Genomic DNA, 26,615 nt, shown 5'->3' on the forward strand with positions numbered 1-26,615 from the left:
TCGCGGCGGGGGGGGCCCGGGGGGGGGGGGGGGGGGGGGGGGGGGGGGGGGGGGGGGCCCCCCCCCCCCCCCTCGACAGGTGGTCCTGAACGGCGCCCGGCCGGGCCCGGCCCGAGTCCGGCCCGGCGCCCACTACGGCCAGGCGCCTACTGCGGGCGCCTGCCCACTGCGGCCAAGCGCCCACTACAGCCAGGCACCCGCTGCGGCCGTACGGCTACTGCGGCCAGGCGGCGTCGATGTCGGCGGCGGTCTTCTGGATCGACTGCCCCTCGGCGAACCAGGCGGTCAGCGACTTCCACTCCTGCCCGGCACCGATGGCGGCCGGCATCAGGTCGGAGCCGTCGAAGCGGAAGGTCGCCGCCGGGTCGGTCAGCGCGTCCGCCGACAGCCGGTCGATCGGGTCGGTGTACAGGCTCTTGTCCACGCCCTGGTTGGCCGAGACCCAGCCCGTCGCGGTCTTCACCCGGCTGCTCGCCCAGTCCGAGCTGGACAGGTAGTTCTGCACCGCCTGCACCTCGGGCCGGCCGGAGAAGGCGGCCAGGAACTCGCCGCCGCCCTCGACCGGGTTGGGGATCGCCGGGTTCACCGCGGGCAGGTGGAAGGCGAACACGTCGCCGTCCGGGCCGACCTTGGTGTCCTTGGGCCACTGCGCCTCGTAGAACGACGCCTGCTGGAGCATGGCGCACTTGCCGGTGAGGACCGGCGCGCCCGCGTCCTGGAAGGTGGTGGTGGCGATCGACTTGACGTCGCCGTAACCGCCGTTGACCCAGGCCGGATTCTGCATCCAGCCGGCGACGGTCTTCATCGCGGTGGTGATCTTCTCGTCGGAGAACTTCACCTGGTGGCCGACCCACTGGTCGTACACGTCACCGCCGTACGTGCCGAGCACCACCTCCTCCAGCCAGTCGGTGGCCGGCCAGCCGGTGGCCGTGCCCGAGGCGATGCCACCACACCAGGGCTTGGCACCACCGGACTTGGCGATCCGGTCGCTGAGCGCCATCAGGTCCGCCCAGGTCTTCGGCACCTCGTAGCCGCCCGCCTTGAAGGCCTTCGGCGAGTACCAGACCAGCGACTTCATGTTGGCGCTCATCGGCGCCGCGTAGAAGGTGCCGTTGACCGAGCCGTAGGTCTTCCAGATCGGACTCCACCGGTCCTCGTTGGTGACCGTCTGGGCGGGCGGCTTGACCACCTTGCCGCTCTTCACCATCTGCGCCAGCAGGCCCGGCTGCGGGATGATCGCGAAGTCCGGGGCGTTGCCGCCGGCCACCCGGACCGGCAGCTGGGACTCGAAGTCGTTCGAGCCCTCGTAACTGATCTTGATGCCGGTGCACTTGGCGAACTCGGCCCAGGACTTCTCCAGATTGTCCGACTCCGGGCTGAGGATCGAGGCGAACATCGTCACCGTGGTGCCCGAATGCCCGGCGTACGGCTGGTACTTGGCGCAGTCACCGGACAGCGACGGGGCCGCCGCGTCACCACCGCCACCCGAACCGCCGGAGCTGTTGGAGCAGGCCGCGGTCAGGGCCAGCGCCGCAAGCAGGGCGGGTACGGCGGCCAAGCGGCGGCCGGAACCGCGATAGCCGGAACTCTCGGACGGCGCGGTCGGGTTGAGGGTCAATGCGGTCCTCCTCGCCAGGGCATGCTGCCGACGGTGGGCTGAACGACATCGCGCTGTACCGGAGACGGGCGTGCAGAGATCGCGAAGGGCGACGGACGAACCGATCCGATGACGTTAACGCAGCCGCCAGCCGCCGCCAAGGTCCACGTCGACCTTCATCCGCCGACACCCCGACCGCGGCCCCCGCCTTCGCCTCCGCGCGACAGATACGACGGCCCCCGCCCGGAAACCCGGACGGGGCCACGCCTCTTGACCGACCGTCAGTACGCCCGGTGCAACCCTGGTTGACATCAGCGGTCGCCGAACCGCTCCGCCAACACCTCCTCGAAGGTCCCCCGGCCCACCGCCCGCTCCGGCGCGAGGTTCCCGCCCGCCCGCAGCGCCCGCCCCGAGGCCCCCGGCACCCGCACCGGCAGCAGCACCCGCCGCCGACCCGACGCCCGCAGGTACGCCTCGGCCAGCTCCCGGTACGGCCGCACCCGCGGCCCGCCCACCTCCGGCGCGTACCCGGCCGGCCCCTCCCCCACCAGCTCCGCCACCCGCGCGGCCACCTCCCGCACGTCCACCGGCTGGACGCTCGCCCCGCCAAGCACCGGGAACACCGGCAACCGCGCCGACACGTCGAAGATCCTCAGCAACAGGTCATGGAACTGCGTCGCCCGCAGCACCGTCCACCCCAGCCCCGACTCCCGCACCACCCGCTCACAGGCGAGCTTCGCCCGGTAGTACGGGATCGGCACCCGGTCGACCCCGACGATCGACACGTACAGCAGGTGCCGTACCCCCGCCCTCCCGGCCTCCGCCACCAGCGTCCGGACCGCGGCCACGTCCTTGCGCCCCACCGTGGTCGCGCAGTCCACCACCACCTCGACCCCCGCCACCGCCCCGGCGATCCCCTCCCCGGTCACGAGGTCCCCGACCACCCACTCGACCCCCGCGCCCCCGCTCCGCACCCGCCGGCTCAACCCCCGCACCGCCACCCCGCGCGCGACCAGCAGCCGCACCACCTCCCGCCCCAGGACCCCCGTCGCCCCGGTCACCAGCACCATCCCCATCACCACACCACTCCTCCCGCCGAACACCGTCACCCCTACCGACCGCCCACCGCCCCCATCCGTGACATCGGCGTCCGCGAAGTGCCCGGACAACGAGAAGAGGCGGGGCGAGGACGTGAAGTCCTCGCCCCGCCTCAGCGGTGGCTCACCCGCGCGGGGTCAGTACCGGCGGTCAGCTGCAGCCGCTGGTGGAGCCGCAGCCCTCGCAGAGGTAGCAGCTGCCGGCGCGGCGCATCTTGGTGCCGCAGGAGAAGCAGAGCGGGGCGTCGGCGTTGAGGCCGAGCTGGATCTCCATCAGCTCCGTGGAGTTGTGAGCCTGCGCCGGGGAGGCCTTGGGGGCCTTGGGCGCCTCGACGGCGGGGGCCGGGGTGGCGACCACCGGGGCCGACTGGGCGAGCGACTCGGTGTCGAGCTCCTCGGACTCCAGCGGCTCGTAGGAGCCCGTGTCCAGGTGGCGCTGGCGCTCCTCGACGGAGTGGATGCCGAGCGCCGAGCGGGTCTCGAACGGCAGGAAGTCGAGCGCCAGGCGGCGGAAGATGTAGTCGACGATCGACTGTGCCATCCGCACGTCCGGGTCGTCGGTCAGGCCGGCCGGCTCGAAGCGCATGTTGGTGAACTTCGAGACGTAGGTCTCCAGCGGCACGCCGTACTGCAGGCCGACCGAGACGGCGATGGAGAAGGCGTCCATCATGCCCGCGAGGGTCGAACCCTGCTTGGACATCTTGAGGAAGACCTCGCCGAGGCCGTCGTCCGGGTAGGAGTTGGCGGTCATGTAGCCCTCGGCGCCACCGACCGTGAAGGAGGTGGTGATGCCCGGGCGGCCCTTGGGCAGGCGCTTGCGGACCGGGCGGTACTCGACGACCTTCTGGACCGCGGCGGCCGGAGCCTCCTCGGCCTTGGCCTCGGAGTCCTTCTTCTTCGCCGAGAGCGGCTGGCCGACCTTCGAGTTTTCGCGGTAGATGGCGAGCGCCTTGACGCCCATCTTCCACGCCTCGAAGTAGATCTCCTCGATGTCCTCGATGGTCGCGGAGGCCGGCATGTTCACGGTCTTGGAGATCGCGCCGGAGATCCAGGGCTGGATCGCGGCCATCATCCGGACGTGGCCCATGGCCGAGATGACCCGCTCGCCCATCGCGCAGTCGAAGACCTCGTAGTGCTCGGCCTTGAGGCCCGGGGCGTCCACCACGTTGCCGTGCTCGGCGATGTGGGCGACGACCGCCTCGATCTGCTCGTCCTGGTAGCCGAGGCGCTTGAGGGCGCGCGGGACGGTGCCGTTGACGATCTGCATCGAGCCGCCGCCGACGAGCTTCTTGAACTTGACGAGTGCCAGGTCCGGCTCGACGCCGGTGGTGTCGCAGTCCATCATCAGGCCGATGGTGCCGGTGGGGGCGAGCACCGAGGCCTGGGCGTTGCGGAAACCGTTCTGCGCGCCGATCCGCAGGACGTCCTGCCAGGTGTCGTTGGCCACGGCCCAGACCGGGGCGTCCAGCTCGTCGAGCGAGACGGCGGCGAGCGAGGCGTCCGCGTGCTGCTTCATGACCAGCTGGTGCGGGGCGGCGTTGCGGGCGTAGCCGTCGTACGGGCCGACGACGCCGGCGAGTTCGGCGCCGCGGCGGTAGGCGGTGCCGGTCATCAGCGAGGTGATGGCGCCGGCCAGGGCGCGGCCGCCCTCGCTGTCGTAGGCGTGGCCGGTGGCCATCAGCAGGGCGCCGAGGTTGGCGTAGCCGATGCCGAGCTGGCGGTAGGCGCGGGTGGTCTCGCCGATCTTCTCGGTGGGGAAGTCGGCGAAGCAGATGGAGATGTCCATCGCGGTGATGACCAGCTCGACGACCTTGGCGAAGGTGTCCGCGTCGAACGAGTCGTCGTCGCGCAGGAACTTCATCAGGTTCAGCGAGGCGAGGTTGCAGCTGGAGTTGTCCAGGTGCATGTACTCGGAGCAGGGGTTGGACGCGTTGATGCGGCCGGACTCCGGGCAGGTGTGCCAGTGGTTGATGGTGGAGTCGTACTGGATTCCGGGGTCGGCGCAGGCCCAGGCGGCCTCGGCCATCTTGCGGAACAGCTTCTTGGCGTCGACGGTCTCGATGACCTCGCCGGTCATCCGGGCGCGCAGGCCGAATTCGGTGCCGTTCTCGACGGCGGTCATGAATTCGTCGGAGACGCGGACGGAGTTGTTGGCGTTCTGGTACTGGACGGAGGTGATGTCGTCGCCGCCGAGGTCCATGTCGAAGCCGGCGTCGCGCAGGGCGCGGATCTTCTCCTCCTCCTTCACCTTGGTCTCGATGAAGGCCTCGACGTCGGGGTGGTCGACGTCGAGCACGACCATCTTGGCCGCGCGGCGGGTGGCGCCACCGGACTTGATGGTGCCGGCGGAGGCGTCGGCGCCGCGCATGAAGGAAACCGGGCCGGAGGCGTTGCCGCCGGAGGACAGCAGTTCCTTCGAGGAGCGGATGCGGGAGAGGTTGAGGCCGGCGCCGGAGCCGCCCTTGAAGATCATGCCCTCTTCCTTGTACCAGTCGAGGATCGACTCCATGGAGTCGTCGACGGACAGGATGAAGCAGGCGCTGACCTGCTGGGGCTGCTTGGTGCCGACGTTGAACCAGACCGGCGAGTTGAAGCTGAACACCTGGTGGAGGAGGGCGTGCGTCAGCTCGTGCTCGAAGATCTCGGCGTCGTCCTTGGTGGCGAAGTAGCCGTGCTTCTCGCCGGCGGCGCGGTAGGTGAGCACCACGCGGTCGATGATCTGCTTGAGGCTCCACTCGCGCTGGGGAGTGCCGACGGCGCCGCGGAAGTACTTGGACGTGACGATGTTGACGGCGTTGACCGACCAGAAGTCGGGGAACTCGACGCCGCGCTGCTCGAAGTTGATGGACCCGTCGCGCCAGTTGGTCATGACGACGTCGCGGCGCTCCCAGCGGACCTCGTCGTACGGGTGCACGCCAGGAGTGGTGTAGATGCGCCCGATCGGCAGACCGCCCTTGGGGGCCTTGCCGCCGCCCTTGGCCGTGGTCTTGTCGGACTTCGACCCGCGTGCGGAACCGCTCGTGGTGTCTGTCACTTCTTCCTCCTCCTGGGCAAACGCCCGAAGTGCCCTGAAAAGTCCGGGCACCGCTGGTTCGTTCTTCCGGTGTGCGGGCAGGCCGAGACCTCGCCTGCTTGCGCACGGTTTGTTGTGTTCTGTGCCCTTTTTCCGGGCATGCGTGGGCCCCGTGGGACCCGTGGTGCAGCAAGGCCCGCCAGGGGGCCGGGTGCCGGCGCCTCCTAGGGCGCGGCGGCGGCGACGGGCACGCAGGTGCCGTCCGCCTCGGGGACGGGCCGCTCGGCGCGGAGTTCCGCGATGGCGGCCTCGAAGTCTTCCAGTCCGTCGTACGCCTGGTACACGCTGGCGAAGCGCAGGAAGGCGACCACGTCGAGCTCCTTGAGCGGGCCGAGTATGGCCAGCCCGACGTCGTGGGTGGTCAGCTCGGCGTTGCCGGTGGCGCGCACGCACTCCTCGACCCGCTGGCCGAGCTGGGCGAGGGCGTCCTCGGTGACCGGGCGGCCCTGACAGGCCTTGCGGACGCCGGTGATGACCTTCTCCCGGGAGAAGGGCTCGGTGACCCCGCTGCGCTTGATGACCATCAGTGCGGCCGTCTCCACGGTGGTGAAGCGGCGGCCGCAGTCCGGGCACTGCCGACGACGGCGGATCGAGCTGCCGTCCTCATTGGTCCGGCTGTCGACAACACGGCTGTCGGAATGCCGGCAGAAGGGGCAGTGCACCTGAGGATCCCTCCCTGGCAGGACGTGCGGACCTGTTGAGTCTATGCGATGCGACCCCGGCCTCGGCAAGCTGATCATGCGCCGTAACCACTAGTACTGGGCACGGAGAGGACTGTAACCACTAGATGTAGGTCTCCGGGGGAAGCGACACCCCTGGCGTGTCGGCACCGATTAGACTGCCGAAGTCGAGATCCGATCGAACATTTACTCGATGCACAGTCTCGATGTACAGCAAAGCCTTGATCGAGTCAGCCAACTCTCGAATAATTCACTCGAACGTGTGTTTGGCGCAACCTTTCGATAGGAGGGGCGTTGGGCTGGAAAAGGGGAGAGGACAGCCGTCGAGAGGGGCCGCCGTGAACACCATCGAAAGCAACACCATCCCGGTGCAGGAACACTCCCAGTTCAAGGTGGGGCAGCGCACCACGAATCAGCAGAGCGTGGACATCAGCATGGACCGTAGCGAAGACCAGCGCCTCTCCGGCCCGGCCCTTTCCAGCACGGGCCGCGTTCCCGACCAGCCGATCGAACACTCCCCAGCGATCGACGACGCCCACCAGGCGCCCACCCGCGCGCTGCCCGGCCGCCCCCCCGGCATCCGCACCGACGAGGCCGGTCTCACCGAACGCCAGCGCCGCGTGATCGAGGTCATCCGGGACTCCGTCCAGCGCCGCGGCTACCCGCCGTCCATGCGCGAGATCGGCCAGGCCGTCGGCCTGTCCAGCACCTCCTCGGTCGCCCACCAGCTGATGGCACTGGAACGCAAGGGCTTCCTGCGCCGCGACCCGCACCGCCCGCGCGCCTACGAGGTCCGCGGCGTCGAGGTGGCCCGCCCGAACACCGCCGAGACGGCCGGCCGGCCGTCCACCTCGTACGTGCCGCTGGTCGGCCGGATCGCCGCCGGCGGCCCGATCCTGGCCGAGCAGACGGTCGAGGACGTCTTCCCGCTGCCCCGCCAGCTGGTCGGCGAGGGCGAGCTGTTCGCGCTCACCGTGCGCGGCGACTCGATGATCGAGGCGGCCATCTGCGACGGCGACTGGGTCACCGTGCGCCGCCAGCCGGTCGCCGAGAACGGCGACATCGTGGCCGCGATGATCGACGGCGAGGCCACGGTCAAGCGGCTCAAGCGCGAGGACGGCCGGATCTGGCTGATGCCGCACAACCCGGCGTACGAGCCGATCAACGGCGACAACGCGACCATCCTGGGCAAGGTCGTCGCGGTCCTGCGCCGCCTCTGACGCCTCGCGCGCACCCAGCGGGAAGGGGCTCCACCGCGTGATCGCGGGGAGCCCCTCCGGCGTCTCCGGGGGCGTCCGGACCCCGCCTCGGCCCCCAGGGGGGGCTGGACGGAGCCCCGGATCACCGCACCGCTCAGCCCCGCTTCACCACCGGCTTGACCGGCGGCGCCGAGGCGTCGATCGCCGCCAGCGAGCGGCGCACCTGGTTGCGGTCCGTGGTGTACCAGAACTCCGGCATCGAGGAGCGGAAGAAGCTCCCGTACCGCTTGGTCTCCACCCGCGGGTCGAGCACCGCGACCACGCCCCGGTCCTCGGCCGCGCGCACCAGCCGGCCGGCGCCCTGCGCCATCAGCAGCGCCGCGTGCGTCGCCGCGACGGCCATGAAGCCGTTCCCGCCGCGCTGTTCGACGTCCTTCTGGCGGGCGCTCATCAGCGGGTCGTCCGGCCGGGGGAACGGGATGCGGTCCATCACGACCAGCTGGCAGGCCGAGCCGGGTACGTCCACGCCCTGCCAGAGCGAGAGCGTGCCGAACAGGCAGGTGGACGCGTCCGAGGCGAACTCCCGGATCAACTCGCCCAGGGTGTCCTCCCCCTGGAGCAGGATCCGGTTGTCCAGCCGCTCCCGCAGCGCCTCGGCGGCCGTCTGGGCGCCGCGCATCGAGGAGAACAGGCCCAGCGTGCGCCCGCCGGCCGCGCCGATCAGCTCCGCCAACTCGTCCAGCATGTCGGGCCGTTCGGGATCTCGGCCGGGATCGGCGAGGTGCCGGGCGACGTACAGGATGCCCTGCTTGGGGTACTTGAACGGCGAGCCGACGTCGATGCCGCGCCAGTGCGGCACCGCGTCCTCGCCGAAGCCGGAACCGGACCCGGACCCGGACCCGGACCCGGACCCGGCCGAAGGATTGTCCCCGGGGGTGCGCTGGTCCGGCAGCCGGGAGTCCGAGGGCAGGCCGACGGAGGCGGCGACGCCGTTGAAGTCCCCGCCGAGCTTGAGGGTGGCCGAGGTGAGCACCACCGAGCGCTCCTTGTAGAGGCCCTCGCGCAGCAGCCCGGAGACGCTGAGCGGCGCGACCCGCAGCGAGCCCGTGCCCATGCCGAAGCGGTCGCTGCGCTCGATCCAGACCACGTCGTACTCGGAGTCCTCCAGCAGCCGCTCGGCGGTCTCGTGCAGCGACTCGGCGGAGGCCATCGCCTGCTTGCGGACCGCGTCCTCGTCGCTGAGCCCCTTGTCGCGGGTCTCGCCGAGCGAGCTGATCACCTGGCGGGCGGCGTCCCGGATCGAGGTGACCGCGTACGCCAGGTACTCGGGCAGTTCCTCGACCCGGCCGGGCTGGGCGGTCTCCATCAGGCCGTGGTAGTTCTCGGCGGCGGCCTGCAAGGCGTCCACGGCCTTCTCGTTGGCGAGCCGGGCGGCGCGCTTGACCGCCCGGTTGACCGCGCCGACGGTCAGCTCGGCGGTGGCCGCGCCGGTGACCCGGTTGACCAGTTCGTGCGCCTCGTCGACGATCAGCAGCCCGTGCTCGGGCAGCACCGGCGCGCCCTCGATCGCGTCGATCGCGAGCATCGCGTGGTTGGTGACCACGACGTCGGCCAGTTTGGCCCGCTCCCGGGCCTTCTCGGCGAAGCACTCCTGCCCGTACGCGCAGCGGGTGGCGCCCAGGCACTCCTTGGAGGTGACCGCCAGCTGGGCCCAGGCCTTGTCGGAGACGCCGGGGCTGAGGTCGTCCCGGTCCCCGGTGTCGCTCTCGTCGGCCCACTCGCGCAGCCGCAGCACGTCCTGCCCGAGCTTGCTGGCGGGCCCGCCGAGCGCCTCGGCCGCGTCGAACAGGCCCTCGCCCTCGTCGCTCGGGGTTCCCTCGTTGGCCCGGTGCAGGCACAGGTAGTTGGAGCGGCCCTTGAGCATCGCGAACAGCGGGCGGCGGCGCAGCACCGGGTGCAGCGCCTCGACCGTGCGCGGCAAGTCCCGTTCGACGAGCTGGCGTTGCAGCGCCAGGGTGGCGGTGGCGACCACCACACGGTCCCCGTGGGCGAGCGCGGGCACCAGGTAGGCGAGGGACTTCCCGGTGCCGGTGCCGGCCTGGACGAGCAGGTGCTCGGCGTTGTCGACGGCGTCGGCGACGGCCTCGGCCATCCGGAGCTGACCGGGGCGCTCGACGCCGCCGACGGCCGCCACCGCGGCGTGCAGCAGGTCGGGGATGCGGGAGCGCGGAACGGCGACGGCTTCCTCGACGTCGGCGGCGGCGCCGCCGTCCTCGCCAGGGAGCTCGGTCTCGCCGGGGAGCTGGGTTTCGGAGTCGTTCGTCATGACCCTCCCAGCCTACGGGGCTGGGGTGACAATCCGGCTCCGTCGCCCGGGAAGATCCGCCTCCAGGGTCACCAGGGCGTTGGGGACGGTCCCGTACCGGGCGGCGTGCGGGCGATGCGGGCGGTCCTGGTAGCCGTCGAGCAGCAGCCGGTTGCGGTTGAGGCAGAGCCGGTCGATCCGCGGCCGGAACAGGTCGAACAGCTCGAAGCGCTCGCCCAGGCCGGGGAAGCGGTCCTGGTAGCGGCGGATCTCGGCCCGCAGCAGGGCCCAGAACTCGGCCTCGGGCAGCCCGGTCTGCGCCTCCAGCAGCGGGGCGAGGTAGCGCAGGACGCCGATGAACAGCCCGGAGTGGAGGAACTGGCAGAGCCCCTGCGGGCCGTCCCGCAGCAGGACGTCGTCGACCTCGGCGGGCAGGTCGCGTAGTTCGGGCAGGTCCTGGTCGCTGAGGTTGACGTCGTCGACGAAGTCCTTGACCGCGAGCCGGGTCGGCGCGTCGTGCTCGTCGAAGACGACGATGGCGTTCTCGCCGTGCGGGGAGAAGACCAGCCCGTACCGGTAGAGGAAGTGCAGCAGCGGCGGCAGCACCGCGCTGAACAGCCGGCCGGTCCAGGCGGCGGGGGTGAGCCCGGAGCGGGCGATCAGTTCGGCGGCGAGCGCCCGGCCGTCGGAGCCGGTCTGCAGCAGGGCGGCCAGGGTGCGGGCGCGTTCGCCGCCGGCCAGGAAGGGGCCGAGCGGTTCGCGCCAGATCGCGCCGAGGAGTTCCTTGTACTGGTAGGGCGCCTCGGGCAGCTCGCGGTAGAGCGGGTGGTCGACGGTGACGGAGGCGATCTCGCCGAGCAGGATCACCCGGCACTCGTCGCGCAGGTAGGGGTCGGCGTCGCGCAGGCCGTGGATCCAGGCGGTGACGGCGGGCGCGGCGAGGGTGCGTTCGGTGGGCAGGCCGCGCCAGACCAGGGTGTTGAGGACGGACAGCGGCAGTTTGACGGTGCAGCGCTCGGGGTGGGCGGTGTTGAAGAAGGAGCGGATGGACTGCTGGGGCAGCCGTGGGTCGCCGTCGGAGGGCAGCGGGACGATCTCGCCGGAGGCGATCCAGGGCGCGAACAGCGGGACGATCGTCTCGTCCCACTGCCAGGGGTGGACGGGCAGCAGCAGGTAGTCGGCGGCGGCCGGGCCGAGGGCGGCGCGCAGCGCGTCCGGGTCGTCGAGTTCGCGGGCGTACAGCTGCTCGGGCCGCTCCAGGCCGGGCACGCCGCGGTACTCGGCGAGCCGGCGGTGGACGGCGATCCAGGGCAGCGGGCGCGGGGTGCGGGCCTCCGGGGCCCAGCGGGCGGCATCGGTGGCGGAGAAGCCGATCCGGCCCTTGTTGGGGACGATCCAGGGGTGGCCGTCCTGGCGGCCCTCCAGGGCGGGGTGGTCGAGGTCGGCGAGTTCGGCGGCGGTGAGCGCGGTGGCGAGCTGGTGCGCGTCGGCGGTCAGGGTGGCGGTGAGTTCGCGGATCAGGTGGCCGGTGGTCTCGCCTCGCAGGCCGAGGGCGTGCCGGGCGTGCGGGAGGAAGCGCAGCGGGTCGAGGCCGTCCGGGTCGGAGCAGCGGACCGACTCCGGGTCGACCCGCCAGCTTCCGTACGCGCCGCGGCGGGCGGTGAAGCGGTACTCGGCCTCGGGCAGCCAGAGCAGGTACTCGCCGTCGGAGGCGGCGCGGACGGGGGTGAGCAGTTCCTCGTAGGCGAACTCGCCGAGCATCTTGGCCAGCAGGGCGCGCCCGGCCCGCCGCCAGTGCCCGGCGGTCAGGTGCGGGGGCAGGTACAACGGCGGTTCAGCGGCCGACGGTTGCGGCACGGGTCAGCTCCTGGGGACGGGGGATGGCGGGGGTGCTCTCGGTGGGGGCGCCCTCGGCGGCGGGGGCGGTCCGGGGCGGCGCGAAGCCGGTCCAGGCGGTGCGGGCGGGCAGCCGGTGGACGGTCCGGCCGGTGACGGCGTTGAGGATGACGGCGGCCCGGTGGGCGCCGAGCCCCAGGTCGGGGGCGCCGACGCCGTGGGTGTGCAGTTCGGCGTTCTGGACGTAGAGGCCGCCGGTGAGTTCGGGCCGGGTGGCGACCCGGTGGTCGAGGTCGACCCGGTAGCGCCCGTCCCCGTCCCAGTCGATCAGCCGGGCGAGCGGTTCGAGCGCGGCCGGGCGGGCGGCCCGGTAGCCGGTGGCGAGCACCACGGCGTCGGTGCGCAGGACGTGTTCGACGCCGGAGTCGCCGTGCCGGCAGTGCAGTTCGAGGCCGCCGCAGGGGCCGGGGCGGGCTTCGGTGACGGCGGTGCCGGGGGTGATGTCGACCGGGGCGGTGTCGATCGGGCGGCCGATGGTGCGTTCGTAGAGGTGGTCGTGGATCTCGGCGAGGGTTTCGGCGCTGGCGGCCTTGTGCAGTTGCCACTGGGCGGCGACCAGCGCGTCCCGGACGGGTTCGGGCAGGCTGTGGAAGTAGCGGGTGTAGTCGGGGGTGAAGTGCTCCAGGCCGAGCTTGGAGTACTCCATCGGCGCGAGCGCCCTGGTCCGGGTGAGCCAGCGCAGCCGGACGCCGTCGCCGTCGTGGCGCCGGAGCAGGTCGAGGAAGACCTCGGCGCCGGACTGCCCGCTGCCGACCACGGTGATGTCCCGGGCGCCGGCGAGGTCGCCGCGGCGGTCCAGGTAGTCGGCGGAGTGGAAGGCGCGCGGGTGGCCGTCGAGGGCGGTGAAGGCCTCGGGCAGGACGGGCCGGGTGCCGACGCCGAGGGCGAGGTTGCGGGCGTGCACCTCGGTCCGCCGCCCGGTCGCGGTGTCGGTCAGCTCGGCCCGGAAGTGCGGGGCTTCCCAGTGCAGCGCGGTGACCTCGGTGCCGAAGCGGCAGTTGGCGAGCCGTTCGGCGGCCCACCGGCAGTAGTGGTCGTACTCGCGGCGGGGCAGTTGGAAGCGCTCGGCGAAGTAGAACGGGAAGAGCCGGTCCTGGTCGCGCAGGTAGTTGAGGAAGGACCAGGGGTTGGTCGGGTCGACGAGGGAGACCAGGTCGGCGAGGAACGGCACCTGCATCCGGGCCCCGTCCACCAGCATGCCGGGGTGCCAGCGGAACTCCGGGCGCTGGTCGCAGAAGAGCGTGCGCAGGCCGGGGACGGGCGCGGCGAGCGCGGCGAGCGAGAGGTTGAAGGGGCCGATGCCGACGCCGAGCAGGTCGTACGGCGGCTGGGGTGCTGGGGTGTCCACGGGGGTGTCCTAGGCGACGAAGGGGACGCGGGCACGGACCATCAGGGCGGCGCGCTTGTCGGGCAGGTCGAGTTCGGTGTCCAGCCGGAATCCGGCCCGTTCGAAGGCCCGGACGGAGCGCCGGTTGCGGACGTCCGGCTCGGCGACGACCCGTTCGCAGCGGGGCCGTCGCCGCAGGATCCGCTCGGCGAGGGCGGCCAGCAGGACGGCGCCGAGGCCCCGGCCGCGGCTCTCGGCGGGGCCGATCAGGAGGTGGACGCCGGTGTCGTGCGGCCGGGCCGGGTAGTGCCGGGCGAGCGGGTCGAGGTCGGCGCGGTAGACCTCCCAGTAGCTCGTCGCGGCGCCGTCGAGCAGGCCGAGGCAGGGCACGCTGCGGCCGTCGCCGTCGAGTTGGGCCCGGAGGTGCCGTTCGGTGGCGTCGGGCGGCCCGGCGAGCCGCCAGAACGCGGCGATCTCGGGGTCGTTCATCCACCCGGCGAGCAGGTCCAGGTCGGTGGGCAGTCGGACCGGGCTGAGCCGGAACTCGCCGGCCGGGGTGGGGATCGCGCCCCATCCCGCCGGGTCGTCGAGCAGGCTCATGCGCCCGCCAGCGGGTTGGGGATGTCCACGTAGACGGACTGGGAGGCGACCGGGCCGACCAGTTCGTCCAGGCCGTTGATCCGGGTGAGCAGGTTGGCCTTGCAGGGCAGGGTGGGCGCGTCGAGCAGCAGCCCGGGCAGCGCCGAGCCGGTGGCGGCGGCCCGCGGGCCGGCCAGGAAGCGGCGCAGCCCGGCCAGCAGCACGGTCTCGTCGGCGAGCCCCTGGCTGCCGAAGGCGCCGACCAGGCCGAGGACGTGGTTGATGCCGAGGTAGTAGGCGAAGTGGTGGTCGATCACCTCGTCGGGCAGGAAGGTGTCGCTGTGCTCGCCGAGCCCGGGCAGCCGCGCGGTGAGCCGGTCGGCGGCGCTCTCCCGGTAGTAGTAGCCCTGGTTGTCTCGGTAGCGGCCGCCGCTGGGCCAGCCGTCGGCGTCGAGCAGGACGAGGCTGTTCTGCTGGTGCGCCTCCAGGGCGATGCCGGCCGTGCCGTCCAGCCAGAGGACGGGCAGCACGACGGCGTCCAGGTAGCGCAGGAACCATTCGGCGGCGACGGTCCGCAGCGGGCGGCCGCAGCGGACGGCGAGCGCCCGCAGGGTGTCGCCGAGCCGGGACGGCACGGTGTCGCCGGTGCCGAGCGGCTGTTCGGCGACCAGCCCGGCAACGCACAGCGCGCGGTCGGCGGGGGCGAAGGGCTGGGCGCGCAGCACGGTGTCCAGGCCGCCCGGGTCGCCGAGGGCGGGGTGGTCGACGCCGATCCAGGCCGGGTCGCGGACGATGTCGAAGCCGGGGTGGGCGCGGTGCCATTCGGCGGCCAGGCCGCTCTCCAGCAGCCGGTGCACCTCCAGGCCGCGGTGGAGTTCCTTGCGCAGGTTCTCCCGGCGGGAGTTGGTGATCCGCAGGCCGAGCGAGAGCTTGAGCATCCAGGGGGTGCCGGGGCGGTAGACGGTGCGCACCGAGGAGGTGGGGTACCAGGGTTCGCCGGCCGGGCCGAGGTCGTGCAGCAGCCCGTCGGCGAGCAGGGCGGCGACGGCCGGGCGGTGGGCGAGTTCGCGGGCCTGCCAGGGGTGCAGCGGCAGGGCGGCGGTGCCGGGCGGCAGGGCGGCGTGGTCGCCGAGCAGGTCCGCGGTGATCCGGTCGGCGCTGTCGGTGAGGGCGGAGCCGGCGGCGAGCAGGTCGCGGTGGACCGCGTACCAGTGGAGTTGGAAGGAGCCGTGCAGTTCGGGCGAGTAGGCGGCGCTCTGGGCCGGGCCGAGGCCGTCGCGGCTCTTCGGGGTGGGGTGCAGCGGGTGGCCGAGCAGCAGGGACTGTTCGGCGGCGAGGAAGTGCGAGCGTTCGGGGCCGCCGGCGGGGGCGGTGGTGCGGCGGTGGGCGAGGATGTCGGCGGTGCGGACGACCGAGTCGGCGACCCGGGCGGCGAGGTCGGCGACCTGCCCGGGGTCGGGGCGGTCGGCGGCCGCGGCGGCGAGCAGCGCGGCGGTGGTGACGGCGTCCACGGGGGCGTCGGCGGTGCCCTCCCCGGCGGAGAGGACGGCGGGGCCGAACCGGTGCCAGCCGCCGGGCGACCAGTAGCGGACGGGGGCGGAGAGCCGGGCGGCGCCGCCGAGGACGGCGATCCGCAGCCGGCCGTCGGGGCCGGGGCGGGCGCCGGTCTCGCGCGTCCAGCAGCGCAGCAGGGCTTCCAGGGCGGCCTGTTCGGCGGCGACGGCGGGGTCCGGGTGCAGCAGCGGATCGGGCTCGGCCGGCCGGTCCGCGTGCAGCAGCGGGGCGGGCGGGGCTCCGGTGAGGGCGGTGCTCAAGGCTGCTCCTTGGGGCGCGTGGGGGTGCGGACGCGCGCGGGTGGTGGAGAGGATCGGCGGGCGCTCGCACCGTCGCGTCAGGTAAGGGTTACCTATCCCTGACGGGTGATCACAAGGTCGGCTCACTCGTCCGGGTGAAGATCGGGGATTGTCCGCGTCCGGCGCGCGGGGCCCTGCTGGGTCGCCGGGCCGATCGTGGCCACGTCACGGATCGGTGACCTCCGGTCAGGGCCGCAACCCGGGGGGCGGCCGCCGCCGTCCTGGTGACCGGTGGAAGACTCCACAGCGGCGAGTCGCCGCACGACAGCCCGATCGAGCACAGGGGGAAGCGCACACATGCCATCGATCCACCGGTCAGCCATGGCCGTCGCCCTCGTCACGGGGACGCTGCTCGCGGCGAGCGCCTGCGGGCCGGACGGTCCGGCGGGCGACGGGGGCGGCAGCGCCGCGCCGCCGCCCGCGTCCAGCACCGCCGCCCCGGGGGGCGGCGTGATCGGCGGGATCACCCTCCCGTCGGGCATCCCGACCAGCCTGCTGGAGGGCCTGCCGAAGTCCTGGGACGACCTGAAGAAGTGGAAGTTCGAGGACTGGGACTCGTGGGCGTCCAAGCACGTCTTCAACAACCCGGTGGTGAAGGACTTCTGGAACCCGGACAAGATGGGCGACTCCAAGCCCGCCGATCCGGCCCCGCCCACCGCCAAGCCGGCCGCCGACAACGGCGTGACGGACCCGGACCCGCCGGTGGTCAAGGCCGTGCCGGTGCCCCGCCCGTACACCAAGCAGCCGTCCGGGAAGGTGTTCTTCAGCGCCCAGGGCGGCCGGGGCAACTGCTCGGCGACGGTGATCACCGACCCGCAGCACCCGGGCAAGAGCAATCTGGTCTGGACGGCCGGCCACTGCGTGCACGCGGGCAAGGGCGGCGACTTCTTCAAGGACCTGGTCTTCGTGCCCGCCTACAACAACTCGGGCGCCTCCAGCGGCGGCAAGAAGGCCCCGCTGTCCGAACTGGCCCCGCTGGGCACCTGGTGGGCCGACCTGGTCACCACCTCGCCGCAGTGGATGGTCGAGGGCGGCGGCACCGGTGACGCCGCGAACCAGTACGACTTCGCCGTCATGCGGGTACACAACCAGAACGACTCCGGCAAGTCGCTGGAGGAGACGGTCGGTTCGGCCGTCCCGGTCTGGTTCGACGCCCCGCGCGACAAGATGTCCGTCGCGGCGGTCGGCTACCCGCTCTACAAGCCGTTCGACGGCCAGGAGCTGTACAAGTGCGACGGCGGCAAGCCGACCCGGCTGTCGTTCGACGCCAAGCGCCCGTCGATGCTCACCATCGGCTGCAACATGACCCAGGGCTCCAGCGGCGGCGGCTGGTTCGCCACCATGCCGGACGGGAAGACCGCCCTGGTCAGCAACACGTCCATCGGCACCGAGGACCACACCTCGCTGAGCGGCCCGTACCTGGAGACGGTCGCCAAGCAGGCGCTGGACTGGATCTCCAAGAAGCCGTAGGCCCTTTCCGGTCGGACCGGACCAAGCCGTACGGGCGGCGGAGGCCGCCCCCGGGGGACGATGCAGCATGCCGAAGCACACCGGCCGCGGACCGCGGCGCCGATCCGGACCGACCGGCGCCGCGGTGCTCGCCGTGCTCGCGCTCGCCGCGACCGCCTGCGGGCCGGACGACTCCGGCGCCACGGCGGCCGCGCCGCCGCCCGCCCTCCCCACATCGGCCCCCACCAGCCTGGGCGACCTGACGGGCTGGAAGGTGGAGGACTGGGCCCGGTTCGTCTCCGGCAGCGGCTTCGCCAACGAGGTGGCCCCGGGCTTCTGGTCGACCACCCGGATGGCCGCCGCCAAGGGGCGGGCCACCCCGGAGTACCCGCTCACCGCCGCACCGGACGACGGCCGGCCGGACGCCCCACCCGCAGCCGTCGCGGCCACGCCGCAGCCGCACCCGTACGGCCCGGCCACCGCCGTGGTCGGACGGCTCTTCGTCACCACGCCCCAGGGCGACGCGGCCTGCTCCGCGACGGTGGTCTCCGACCCGGCCAACCCGGGCCGCAGCAACCTCGTCTACACCGCCGCGCACTGCCTGCACGACGGCAAGGGCGGCGGCTGGCTGCGGAACATCACCTTCGTGCCCGGTTTCAACCGGGACGGCCAGGCGGCCCGCGGCAAACCGCTCACCGAGCAGCAGGCCGCCCCGTACGGCCGGTGGGCGGCGGTGCGCGCGCTGGTGTCGCCGACCTGGCTCGGGGAGGGCGGCGTCGGCGCCCACCACCAGTACGACTACGGGATCATCCGGGTGCGCGGCGAGGGCGGCTCCGGCGCGTCGCTGGAGGAGGCGGTCGGCGGCTCGGTCCCGGTCTGGTTCAACGCCCCGCGCGAGCAGATCGGCTCGGCGGCGGCCTACGGCTACCCGACCGATCGGCCGTTCGACGGCCTGGAGCTCTCCCGCTGCGAGCCCCCGGTCCCGCCGGCCAGGCTCTCCCCCGACCGGAGCCGCCCGCCGATGTACGTCACCGGCTGCACCGTGACCGGCGGCTCCAGCGGCGGCGGCTGGTTCATCACCAAGGACGGCAAGCCCAACCTGATCAGCGTCACCGCGATCGGCAGCCGCAACCCGCCCGGGTACCTGGCCGGCCCCTCGCTGCAGGACCAGGCGAAGCAGGCCTTCGACTACTTCGCCAAGAACGTGAAGTAGCCCGCACGCCCACACGGCCGCACGCCCGCAGGCCCGCACGCCCACACGCCCACACGCCCACACGCCCGGACGAGCCCCCGGGCGGACCCCGGAACGGACGCCCCGGCACCCCGGACGGGCACGCGAAGGGCCCCCGGACGCTCGCGCGATGCCCAGCGGCATCACGGTCACGTCCGGGGGCCCTTCGTCGGCCCGACGCCTCAGACCTGCAGCGCCACCGCGTAGCGCTCCAGCTCGGCGGCCAGCTCGGCCGGCACCTTGGCGTGCAGCAGCGTGCCCTCGCCGGTGTGCTCGGTGCCGAGCAGCTCGCCCTCGGCGTGCACCCGGGAGACCAGCCCGCCCTGGGTGTAGGGCACCAGGGCCCGCACCTCGATCGCCGGGCGCGGCAGCTCGTCGTCGATGAGCTTCAGCAGCTCCTCGATGCCCTCCCCGCTGCGGGCCGACACCACGATGGCGTGCGGCTCGCGGCGCAGCAGTCGCTGCAGCACGTGCGGGTCGGCGGCGTCCGCCTTGTTGATCACCACGATCTCCGGCACGTTCTGCGCGTCGACCGAGACGATGACCTCGCGGACGGCGGCCAGCTGCGTCTCCGGCTCGGGGTGCGAGCCGTCGACCACGTGCAGGATGAGGTCCGCGTCGGCGACCTCCTCCATGGTCGAGCGGAAGGCCTCGACCAGGTGGTGCGGCAGGTGCCGGACGAAGCCGACGGTGTCGGCCAGGGTGTAGAGCCGCCCGCTCGGGGTCTGGGCCCGGCGCACGGTCGGGTCCAGGGTGGCGAACAGGGAGTTCTCCACCAGGACGCCCGCCCCGGTGAGCCGGTTGAGCAGGGACGACTTGCCGGCGTTGGTGTACCCGGCGATGGCCACCGACGGCACCTGGTGGCGCTTGCGCTCCTGGCGCTTGGTGTCGCGGCCCTTCTTCATCTCGGCGATCTCGCGGCGCAGCTTCGCCATCTTCTCGCGGATCCGGCGCCGGTCGGTCTCGATCTTGGTCTCACCGGGACCACGGGTGGCCATGCCGCCGCCGGACGAGCCGGCGCCGCCACCACCCATCTGCCGGGACAGCGACTGACCCCAGCCGCGCAGGCGCGGCAGCATGTACTGCATCTGCGCGAGCGAGACCTGCGCCTTGCCCTCCCGGGACTTGGCGTGCTGGGCGAAGATGTCCAGGATCAGGGCCGTCCGGTCGACGACCTTGACCTTGACCACGTCCTCCAGGTGGATCAGCTGGCCGGGGGTGAGCTCACCGTCGCAGACCACGGTGTCGGCGCCGGTGGCCGCGACGATGTCGCGCAGTTCCTTCGCCTTGCCGGAGCCGATGTAGGTGGCCGCGTCGGGCTTGTCGCGGCGCTGGATGACGCCGTCCAGCACCTGGGAGCCGGCCGTCTCGGCGAGGGCGGCGAGCTCGGCCATCGAGTTCTCCGCCTCCTCCAGGGTGCCGTCCGTCCAGACGCCGACGAGCACCACGCGCTCCAGGCGGAGCTGGCGGTACTCGACCTCGGTGACGTCTTCGAGTTCGGTGGAGAGGCCGGCGACGCGGCGCAGGGCGGCACGCTCGCTGCGGTCGTACTGGTCGCCGTCGTAGTGGTGGTGGCCGTGGCCGCGGTCCTCGTCGATGGCCGCGAGGTCCTCGTCCATGAGGGCTTCCGCCCGCAGACCGTTCAGGCGGCGCGGGGCGTCGGCGTGGTCGCGGGTGTCGGACGTGGAGGTCATTCTGTCCTTTGGTCGCTGGTGCGGATGGCCTGTGGGGACCGCCGTGTGCGGTCCCACCCGGAGTCTGCCCAGCTGCCGCCCCGGTTACCGCCGGGCGAGGTGAGCTACCCCTCAGGTCCTCGGGTGCCGTCGGGGCTCCTGTGCCCTGAGAACGCCGTGGACCGGCCGTGAATTCCCCATGATGGTCCCACGCCCGGTGCGGACCGGTCATCCCCATTTTCCCCGGGGTGGCGGGCCCCGCCGGTGTCCGGGGCCTGCGGCCGGCTGACGTCGTACACCCCGGAGACCTTGAGCATGGCCCGCATCAGCGCGGGCAGCGCGGCCGGCTCGGGCAGTTCGACGGTGTAGGTGTGCCGGACCCGCAGCTCCTGCGGCGGTTCGACCTCGGCCGAGACGATGCCGACGTCCTCGGCGGAGATGGCCGCCGTGAGGTCGGCGAGCAGCCGGGGCCGGTTGAGCGCCTCGGCCCGCAGGGTGGCCCGGTGGCCGGCCGCCGGGGTGCCCTCCGGCCGCCAGCGGACCTCCAGCTCGGCGCGCCCGGCCGCGCGCATCCGCTCCCCGGCCGGGCAGCCGGTGCGGTGCACGGCGACGGCTCCGCCGCGGATCGGGTAGCCGGCCACCTCGTCCGGCGGCACGGGCGTGCAGCAGCGGGCCAGCCGGACGGGCGCCCCGGGCCGGCCGGCCACCGCGACCGGGGTCGGCCGGCGCTCGGTGGTGCGGTGCGCGGGCGGGGCGGGCTGGCCGCTGGAGGGGCCGGTGCGCACCGGCGGGAGCCGGGCCGGGTGGTCGGCGAGCCAGCGTTCGATGGCCAGCCGGGCGGCCGGCGTCCGGGCGTGCGCGAGCCACTCGGGCGCGGGCCCGGAGGGTTCGGCGGGGCGCGGCCCGTCCTCGGTGAGCACGGTCCCGGTGGGCACGGCCTCGGTGAGCACGGCGAGCAGGTCGCCGTCCTGCAGGACGGTGGAGAGCGCGGTGAGCCGGCCGTTGACCCGGGCCCCGATGCACCGGTGGCCGGTCTCCTCGCCGAGCAGGTAGGCGGCGTCCACGCAGGTGGCGCCGGCCCTCAGCTGAAGCGTTTCGCCGCTCTCCGTCACGACGGTGATCTCGCGGTCGCCGGCCAGGTCGGCGGTGAGCGCGGACCAGAAGGCGTCCGGGTCGGGCGTCTCCTGCTGCCACTCCAGCAGCCGGCTGAGCCAGCCGGGCCGGGCCGGGTCGGTGCGGTCGAGTTCGTCGGCGTCCTGGACGGCGCCGGCCGGCTCCGGGTCGCCGAGCGCGACCACCCCGGTCTCGGCGACCTCGTGCATCCGCCGGGTGCGCACCAGCACCTCGACGACCGTGCCGCCGCTGAGCGCCACCGCGGTGTGCAGCGACTGGTAGAGGTTGAACTTGGGGGCGGCGACGAAGTCCTTGAACTCGCCGGGCAGCGGCGTCCAGCAGGTGTGCAGCTCGCCGAGCACGGCGTAGCAGTCGGCGTTCTCCTCGACCACCACCAGCAGCCGCCCGAAGTCGGCGGGCTGCGGCCGCTGCGGCCGCCCGTCCGGGCCGGGCGCGGCGGCCCGCTTGAGCAGCACCCGGTGCAGCGACACGCAGTGCCGGGGCCGGACGGTGACCTCGGCAACCACCCCGGTCTCGGACAGCTGGCGGGCCAGCAGCCGGGCGAAGGGGGCCAGCTGGGTGTCCGGCTCGCCCTCGTGACCGGCCATCAGGGCCCGGGTGCGGGCGTGCTCCTCGGGGTGCAGGGTGGCGAAGACGATGTCCTCCAGCTCCGCCTTGAGCACCTGGATGCCGAGCCGTTCGGCCAGCGGGATCAGCACGTCCCGGGTGACCTTGGCGATCCGCACCTGGCTGGCCGGCTTCATGTGCCGGATGGTGCGCATGTTGTGCAGCCGGTCGGCGAGCTTGATCACCATCACCCGGACGTCGTCGCCGGTGGCGACCAGCATCTTGCGGAAGGTCTCGGCCTCGGCGGCGGCGCCGAAGTCGACCTTCTCCAGTTTCGTCACCCCGTCGACCAGGTAGGCGACTTCGGGCCCGAAGCCGGCGCTCACCTGGTCGAGCGTCAATTCGGTGTCCTCGACGGTGTCGTGGAGCAGCGAGGCGACCAAGGTGGTTGTCCCGGCGCCGAGTTGGGCCAGGATCATGGTGACGGCGAGCGGGTGGGTGATGTACGGCCCGCCGCTCTTGCGCTTCTGGCCCCGGTGGCTGGCCTCGGCGAGCCGGTAGGCCCGGGCGAGCAGGCCGAGGTCGGCCTGCGGATGGTGTTCGCGGTGGACTCGGACGAGCGGTTCGAGGGCGTCCGGGACGGGCGGCCGGCCGGTGGCCAGCAGGGCGGCCCGCCCAGCCCGGCCGAGCGCGGCCCGGCCGAGCTCCCCCAGGGGCCGCCTGGCCCCGGCTTGCCGTGCGGACGTCGGCTGCCCCGTCAGGGACTGCCCGGCTTCGATGGTCATCGGCGCACCTCCGGCAGCGATCACCGGCCGCCACCCCGCCGAGGGGCGCCTTCCCGGTGGTCCATGCTACCGAGCAGAGCACGTTCCGCGATGCCTTGCTTCCCGTCCGCGACACGCGTCACTCGAACGGGCGGATTCACCGGCACGCGAAATGGGCAAACCGGGCCGTCAGCTGCCCGAGCCGCGCCTCAGACGTGTCAGACACGCCCCAGTTCGGCCCACCAGCGGGCGTCGATCTCACCGGCGGCCACGATGACCGCCGGGCCGGTCTTCTCGATCCGGCCGTCCGGGTGCTCGGTGATGACCAGTCGGCCGCCCGGCACGTCCACGGTGTAGGTGGCCGGCTCGCCGGTGACCGCCGGGTCGACGCCGTCCCGGCGGATGGCGGCCACCGCGACGGCGCAGGTGCCGGTCCCGCAGGAGCGGGTCTCGCCGGAGCCGCGCTCGTACACCCGCATGGCGACGTGCCGCGGCCCGCGGTCCACCACGAACTCGACGTTCACGCCCTCCGGGTAGGCCCCTTCGGGGCTGGTCAGCGGCGCGGACAGCAGGTCCCCGGCGTGGTCGAGGCTGTCCACGAAGGCCACCGCGTGCGGGTTGCCCATGTTGACGTTCAGCGCGGGCCAGCGCCGCGCGCCGACCGTGACCTCGACGCCGTCCGGCCCGGGCAGCCGGGCCCGGCCCATGTCGACGGTGACCTCGCCGGGCGTCCCGTCCCCGGCGTCCTCGGCGACCCGCACCGTCCGCACCCCGGCGCGGGTGGCGACCGCGAACTCACCGGGCTCGGCCAGGCCGGCCTCGACCAGGTACCGGGCGAAGACCCGCACGCCGTTGCCGCACATCTCGGCGATGCTGCCGTCGGAGTTGCGGTAGTCCATGAACCACTCGGCCCGGTCGGCCTGGTCCGCGGCGGCCGGCTCGGCGGCGGAGCGCACCACACGCAGCAGCCCGTCCCCGCCGATGCCGGCCCGCCGGTCGCACAGCGCGGCGACGGCCGCGGGGCCGATCTCCAGCACGCCGTCCGGGTCCGGGACGATGACGAAGTCGTTCTGGGTGCCGTGCCCCTTGAAGAAGGGGACGCCGACCGGCTGCGGGGAGGATGCGCTCACCCTCCCGATGGTACTGAACGGGCGCACCGGCCACCCGGGCGGTCCGACCGGTGGATCGGCGCGGGCAGCCGAGGGGCCGGCAGGGGCGGCCGACAGATCAGCGCAGGTAGGCGACCCGCCAGACGGCCAGCGCACAGGCCACCAGCGCGATCAGGGTGTACAGCGCGATCGCCTTCCAGCCGGCCCGCTGCCCGGAGCCGCGGCGCGGCAGGCCCGGCCACTTGTACCCGGCGTGCCGGGCGGCCATCGCGCCCCAGCCGACCGAGGCGGCGGTGAGCAGCAGCCCGAGCATGCCGACCATGGTGGCGCGCGCCCCGGCCGAGCCGAAGGCGAGCGGGAAGGCGAACATCAGCGAGCCGAGGATGCCCAGCAGGGCGATCGGCAGGGTCTGCCACCAGCGGAGCCGGCGCAGCGGTCGGATCTCCCGCTCGTGCACCGCGCCCGCCGGGGTGCGGTTGTCCAGGGCCGGCAGTGCGACCGCGTAGGAGGTGGGTGCCTCCAGGCCGGTCAGCACGGGGAGGTCACCCCTCGTCGACTCGTCGGCCGGTGCGGTGACACTCCCGCTCTGGCCGGGTTCGGGGCCGGTACCCGTCGACACGCGGCCTCCCCTGACAGTTCGACACGAGCGGACTCGCGGTCGGGCACGGTCGGCCCGCGCGGCCGACCCCTACGCCTTCGATGATGGCATGTCCAGACGGGCGTTCCGGGCCTGACCGGCGTCGACGGGTGATCCGTGGCCATCACGTGATCGGGCCGTGACCGCCGGTTCGTCCTGCACGGCCACCTGCGCGCGCAGGTGCACCGCCGGATTGGCCGGAACCCGCCTACCCGGCCGGACGCTCCTGACGGTCGATCAGCTCCAGGGAGCGTTCCAGCAGCTCGACGGGGTCGGTGCCGGCCGGCCGGGACAGCCAGTGGATCCGGCCGTCGCGGCGGAACCAGGACTCCTGACGGCGGGCGAAGCGCTTGGTGGCCCGGACGGTCTCGGCCCGCGCCTCGTCCTCGGTGCACTCGCCGGCGAAGTGGTCCAGCACCTGCTGGTAGCCGAGCGCCCGGGAGGCCGTCCGCCCCTCCCGCAGCCCGAGCCGCTCCAGCGCGCGCACCTCGTCCAGCAGTCCGGCCCGCCACATCAGGTCGACCCGCAGCGTGATCCGCTCGTCCAGTTCGGGGCGCGGCAGCGCGACCCCGATCTGCACCGCGTCGTAGACGGCGGTGTTGCCGGGCAGGTTCGCGGTGAACGGCTGCCCGGTGATCTCGATGACCTCCAGCGCGCGGACGATCCGCCGCCCGTTGCCGATCAGGATCGCCTCCGCGGCCGCCGGGTCCAGCTCGGCCAGCCGCCGGTGCAGCGCGTGCGGGCCGGCCTCCTCCAGCTCGGCCTCCAGCCGGGCCCGGACCGCCGGGTCGGTGCCGGGGAACTCCATCTCGTCGATCGCCGCCCGGACGTACAGCCCGGAGCCGCCGACCAGGACGGGCGTGCGCCCGACCGCGAGCAGCCGGTCGATCTCGGCCCGGGCCAGCCGCTGGTACTCGGCGACGCTGGCGGCCTCGGTGACGTCCCAGACGTCCAGCAGGTGGTGCGGCACGCCGTCGCGCTCGGCGGGGGTGAGCTTGGCGGTGCCGATGTCCATGCCCCGGTACAGCTGCATCGAGTCGGTGTTGATCACCTCGCCGCCGAGGCTGCGGGCGATGGCGACGGCCAGGTCGGACTTGCCGACGGCGGTCGCGCCGACGATGCAGACCACTCGGGGCTGGGCGGCGCGGGACTGGTCGGTACGGGAGCTGCTCACCGCTCCAGTCTCGCAAAACCGCCGCCGCACCGGTGACCGGGCTGCCCGTCGGCCCCGACTGCGCGACGATGTGACTGTGTCCGGCCGTCTCCGGCCATCTCCAGCCGTTTCCGCAGTTGAGCCGGTTTGCGAACGGTTCGGCGGTGACGGACGTTGGGCAGGAGACAGGGACGAAAGGGTGAGATCGCCATGGGTCTGATGGACAACCTCAAGGGCAAGGCCGAGGAGCTCAAGGGCAAGGCCAGTGAGCTCGCCGGCAAGCACAGCGAGCAGATCGAGCACGCGGTGGACAAGGCCGGCGGCGCGATCGACAAGGCGACCAAGGGCAAGTACAGCGAGAAGATCGAGCACGGCGCCAGCAAGGCCAAGGGCGCGGTGGGCGACTTCGCCCACAAGCCGAAGCCGGGCGAGGAGGGGCCGGCCAGCGGCAACGGCCAGGCGCCGCAGGCCTGACGCCCCGCGCTTCGATCAGCTCCAGGACGCCACGACGTAGCCGACCCCGTACGGGGCGTCCTGGTAGCCGAGCCGCGCGGTGAGGCCGGCGCCCTCCGCGGCGCCGGCCAGCACCTGCCAGGGCGCCCGGCCCTCGGCCTTGAGCTCGGCGGCCAGCCCGGCGTCCAGGGCGGCGAGCGCGGGCAGGTCGGCGGAGCCCAGGGCGGCGGCCAGGGCGGCGTCGAAGCCCTCGGCGCGCTCGTCCAGGTAACCGGGCGCCTTCACCGAGCGGCAGGCGCTGCCGTCGCCCACCACCAGCAGGCCGACCCGGTCGGCCAGCTGGGCCAGGCCCTGGCCGAGCCCGAACATCCGGTCGGCGGGCGCGTCGGCGGGCACCGCGCAGGCGTGCGTCGGCAGCGTCACCCCGGCGCGCTCCAGCAGCCAGGCGCCGACCGTCAGAGACGGTGCCAGCTCCGGCCCCTCGACCCGGCCGCCGGGCAGCTTGGCGACCAGCGGCACCCCGTAGCGGTGGAAGGAGCCGGCCCCGCCCTCGGTCCACACCTCGGCCTCCGGCCCGGCGCCGACCACCACGACCAGCTGCGGCCCGGCCGCGACCAGTGCCGCCAGGGCCTCGTCGCAGGCGGCCCGCAGCGGGTCCAACTCGGCGGCCGCCCCGGCGGCGACCTCCGGGACGAGCAGCGGCGGACAGGGGCACACGGCGGCGGCTACCAGCATGCGGATCACTCTAGCCAAACGGCGACGGGGGGCCCCCCCGGCCCGGCATGACCACCGGGCCGCCGGGGCGGGGGACTGCCCCCTAGGGGGGGGGGCCCCCGGGGGGCACAAGGCCCCGGGGCGGA

At 73.4% G+C, this 26,615-nt stretch carries 19 protein-coding genes; 4 read left to right on the forward strand and 15 right to left on the reverse strand.

The window, feature by feature from the left end:
• Positions 1 to 214: 214 nt before the first annotated feature.
• From ACFV6D_RS14725 to nrdR, 4 genes are all read right to left on the reverse strand, one after another.
• Positions 215 to 1,618, reverse strand: a complete 1,404-nt coding sequence (locus ACFV6D_RS14725) for an ABC transporter substrate-binding protein (protein WP_380336381.1) — start codon at positions 1,616 to 1,618, stop codon at positions 215 to 217.
• A 290-nt stretch (positions 1,619 to 1,908) separates the two neighbouring features.
• Positions 1,909 to 2,673 carry an SDR family oxidoreductase gene (locus tag ACFV6D_RS14730; RefSeq protein WP_380559913.1) on the reverse strand — a complete coding sequence of 255 codons (765 nt, stop codon included), beginning with the start codon at positions 2,671 to 2,673 and terminating at the stop codon, positions 1,909 to 1,911.
• A 172-nt stretch (positions 2,674 to 2,845) separates the two neighbouring features.
• On the reverse strand, positions 2,846 to 5,728 hold the full coding sequence (locus tag ACFV6D_RS14735; RefSeq protein ID WP_380425666.1) for a vitamin B12-dependent ribonucleotide reductase: 2,883 nt from the start codon (positions 5,726 to 5,728) through the stop codon (positions 2,846 to 2,848).
• Between the two features lie 203 nt (positions 5,729 to 5,931).
• Positions 5,932 to 6,429: a transcriptional regulator NrdR gene (nrdR, locus tag ACFV6D_RS14740; RefSeq protein ID WP_063349343.1), complete on the reverse strand. Its 498-nt coding sequence runs from the start codon at positions 6,427 to 6,429 to the stop codon at positions 5,932 to 5,934.
• Positions 6,430 to 6,785: 356 nt separating this feature from the next.
• Here nrdR and lexA point away from each other — a divergent pair, with 356 nt between their 5' ends.
• On the forward strand, positions 6,786 to 7,667 hold the full coding sequence (lexA, locus tag ACFV6D_RS14745) for a transcriptional repressor LexA (protein ID WP_380336391.1): 882 nt from the start codon (positions 6,786 to 6,788) through the stop codon (positions 7,665 to 7,667).
• Positions 7,668 to 7,800: 133 nt separating this feature from the next.
• Here the strand turns inward: lexA and ACFV6D_RS14750 are convergent, their stop codons facing one another.
• The 5 genes from ACFV6D_RS14750 to ACFV6D_RS14770 are packed head-to-tail and all read right to left on the reverse strand — an operon-like array spanning position 7,801 to position 15,567.
• Positions 7,801 to 9,972, reverse strand: a complete 2,172-nt coding sequence (locus tag ACFV6D_RS14750; protein ID WP_380378872.1) for an ATP-dependent DNA helicase — start codon at positions 9,970 to 9,972, stop codon at positions 7,801 to 7,803.
• Between the two features lie 12 nt (positions 9,973 to 9,984).
• On the reverse strand, positions 9,985 to 11,808 hold the full coding sequence (locus ACFV6D_RS14755; protein WP_380559915.1) for an IucA/IucC family protein: 1,824 nt from the start codon (positions 11,806 to 11,808) through the stop codon (positions 9,985 to 9,987).
• Complete coding sequence (locus ACFV6D_RS14760) at positions 11,786 to 13,195, reverse strand: lysine N(6)-hydroxylase/L-ornithine N(5)-oxygenase family protein (protein ID WP_380559917.1); 1,410 nt, start codon at positions 13,193 to 13,195, stop codon at positions 11,786 to 11,788. The genes ACFV6D_RS14755 and ACFV6D_RS14760 overlap by 23 nt, the downstream gene beginning before the upstream one ends.
• A gap of 9 nt (positions 13,196 to 13,204) precedes the next feature.
• Positions 13,205 to 13,774 carry a GNAT family N-acetyltransferase gene (locus tag ACFV6D_RS14765; protein ID WP_380425674.1) on the reverse strand — a complete coding sequence of 190 codons (570 nt, stop codon included), beginning with the start codon at positions 13,772 to 13,774 and terminating at the stop codon, positions 13,205 to 13,207.
• Positions 13,771 to 15,567: an IucA/IucC family protein gene (locus ACFV6D_RS14770; RefSeq protein WP_380559918.1), complete on the reverse strand. Its 1,797-nt coding sequence runs from the start codon at positions 15,565 to 15,567 to the stop codon at positions 13,771 to 13,773. Before ACFV6D_RS14770 ends, ACFV6D_RS14765 begins: the two co-directional genes overlap by 4 nt.
• Positions 15,568 to 15,903: 336 nt before the next feature.
• Between ACFV6D_RS14770 and ACFV6D_RS14775 the strand changes: the two genes are divergently transcribed.
• Both ACFV6D_RS14775 and ACFV6D_RS14780 read left to right on the forward strand, forming a co-directional pair.
• The gene (locus tag ACFV6D_RS14775) at positions 15,904 to 17,076 is read left to right on the forward strand and encodes a serine protease (RefSeq protein WP_063349340.1); all 1,173 of its coding nucleotides are present in this window, start codon (positions 15,904 to 15,906) and stop codon (positions 17,074 to 17,076) included.
• Between the two features lie 67 nt (positions 17,077 to 17,143).
• A complete protein-coding gene (locus ACFV6D_RS14780; RefSeq protein ID WP_063349339.1) occupies positions 17,144 to 18,268 on the forward strand; it encodes a serine protease in 1,125 nt (374 codons plus the stop codon).
• A 200-nt stretch (positions 18,269 to 18,468) separates the two neighbouring features.
• On the opposite strand, the gene hflX is transcribed toward ACFV6D_RS14780, so the two are convergent.
• From hflX to miaA, 5 genes are all read right to left on the reverse strand, one after another.
• Positions 18,469 to 19,980: a GTPase HflX gene (gene hflX, locus ACFV6D_RS14785; protein WP_363374353.1), complete on the reverse strand. Its 1,512-nt coding sequence runs from the start codon at positions 19,978 to 19,980 to the stop codon at positions 18,469 to 18,471.
• Positions 19,981 to 20,084: 104 nt separating this feature from the next.
• Positions 20,085 to 22,424, reverse strand: a complete 2,340-nt coding sequence (locus ACFV6D_RS14790) for a RelA/SpoT family protein (RefSeq protein ID WP_380559920.1) — start codon at positions 22,422 to 22,424, stop codon at positions 20,085 to 20,087.
• A gap of 197 nt (positions 22,425 to 22,621) precedes the next feature.
• The gene (gene dapF / locus ACFV6D_RS14795; RefSeq protein ID WP_380425680.1) at positions 22,622 to 23,533 is read right to left on the reverse strand and encodes a diaminopimelate epimerase; all 912 of its coding nucleotides are present in this window, start codon (positions 23,531 to 23,533) and stop codon (positions 22,622 to 22,624) included.
• A gap of 97 nt (positions 23,534 to 23,630) precedes the next feature.
• On the reverse strand, positions 23,631 to 24,131 hold the full coding sequence (locus ACFV6D_RS14800; RefSeq protein ID WP_063349335.1) for a hypothetical protein: 501 nt from the start codon (positions 24,129 to 24,131) through the stop codon (positions 23,631 to 23,633).
• A 226-nt stretch (positions 24,132 to 24,357) separates the two neighbouring features.
• Positions 24,358 to 25,323 (reverse strand): tRNA (adenosine(37)-N6)-dimethylallyltransferase MiaA, encoded by a 966-nt coding sequence (gene miaA / locus ACFV6D_RS14805; protein WP_380559921.1) that lies wholly within the window; start codon positions 25,321 to 25,323, stop codon positions 24,358 to 24,360.
• 189 nt (positions 25,324 to 25,512) lie between these two features.
• Here miaA and ACFV6D_RS14810 point away from each other — a divergent pair, with 189 nt between their 5' ends.
• Entirely contained in the window at positions 25,513 to 25,776 is a 264-nt protein-coding gene (locus ACFV6D_RS14810) for an antitoxin (RefSeq protein WP_380559923.1), read from the forward strand.
• A gap of 15 nt (positions 25,777 to 25,791) precedes the next feature.
• Here ACFV6D_RS14810 and ACFV6D_RS14815 read toward each other — a convergent pair whose 3' ends face one another.
• A complete protein-coding gene (locus ACFV6D_RS14815) occupies positions 25,792 to 26,490 on the reverse strand; it encodes a class III extradiol dioxygenase subunit B-like domain-containing protein (RefSeq protein ID WP_380559924.1) in 699 nt (232 codons plus the stop codon).
• Between the last annotated feature and the right edge of the window lie 125 nt (positions 26,491 to 26,615).

This window comes from Kitasatospora sp. NPDC059812 (genome assembly GCF_042732075.1).
Taxonomy (GTDB): Bacteria; Actinomycetota; Actinomycetes; order Streptomycetales; family Streptomycetaceae; genus Kitasatospora.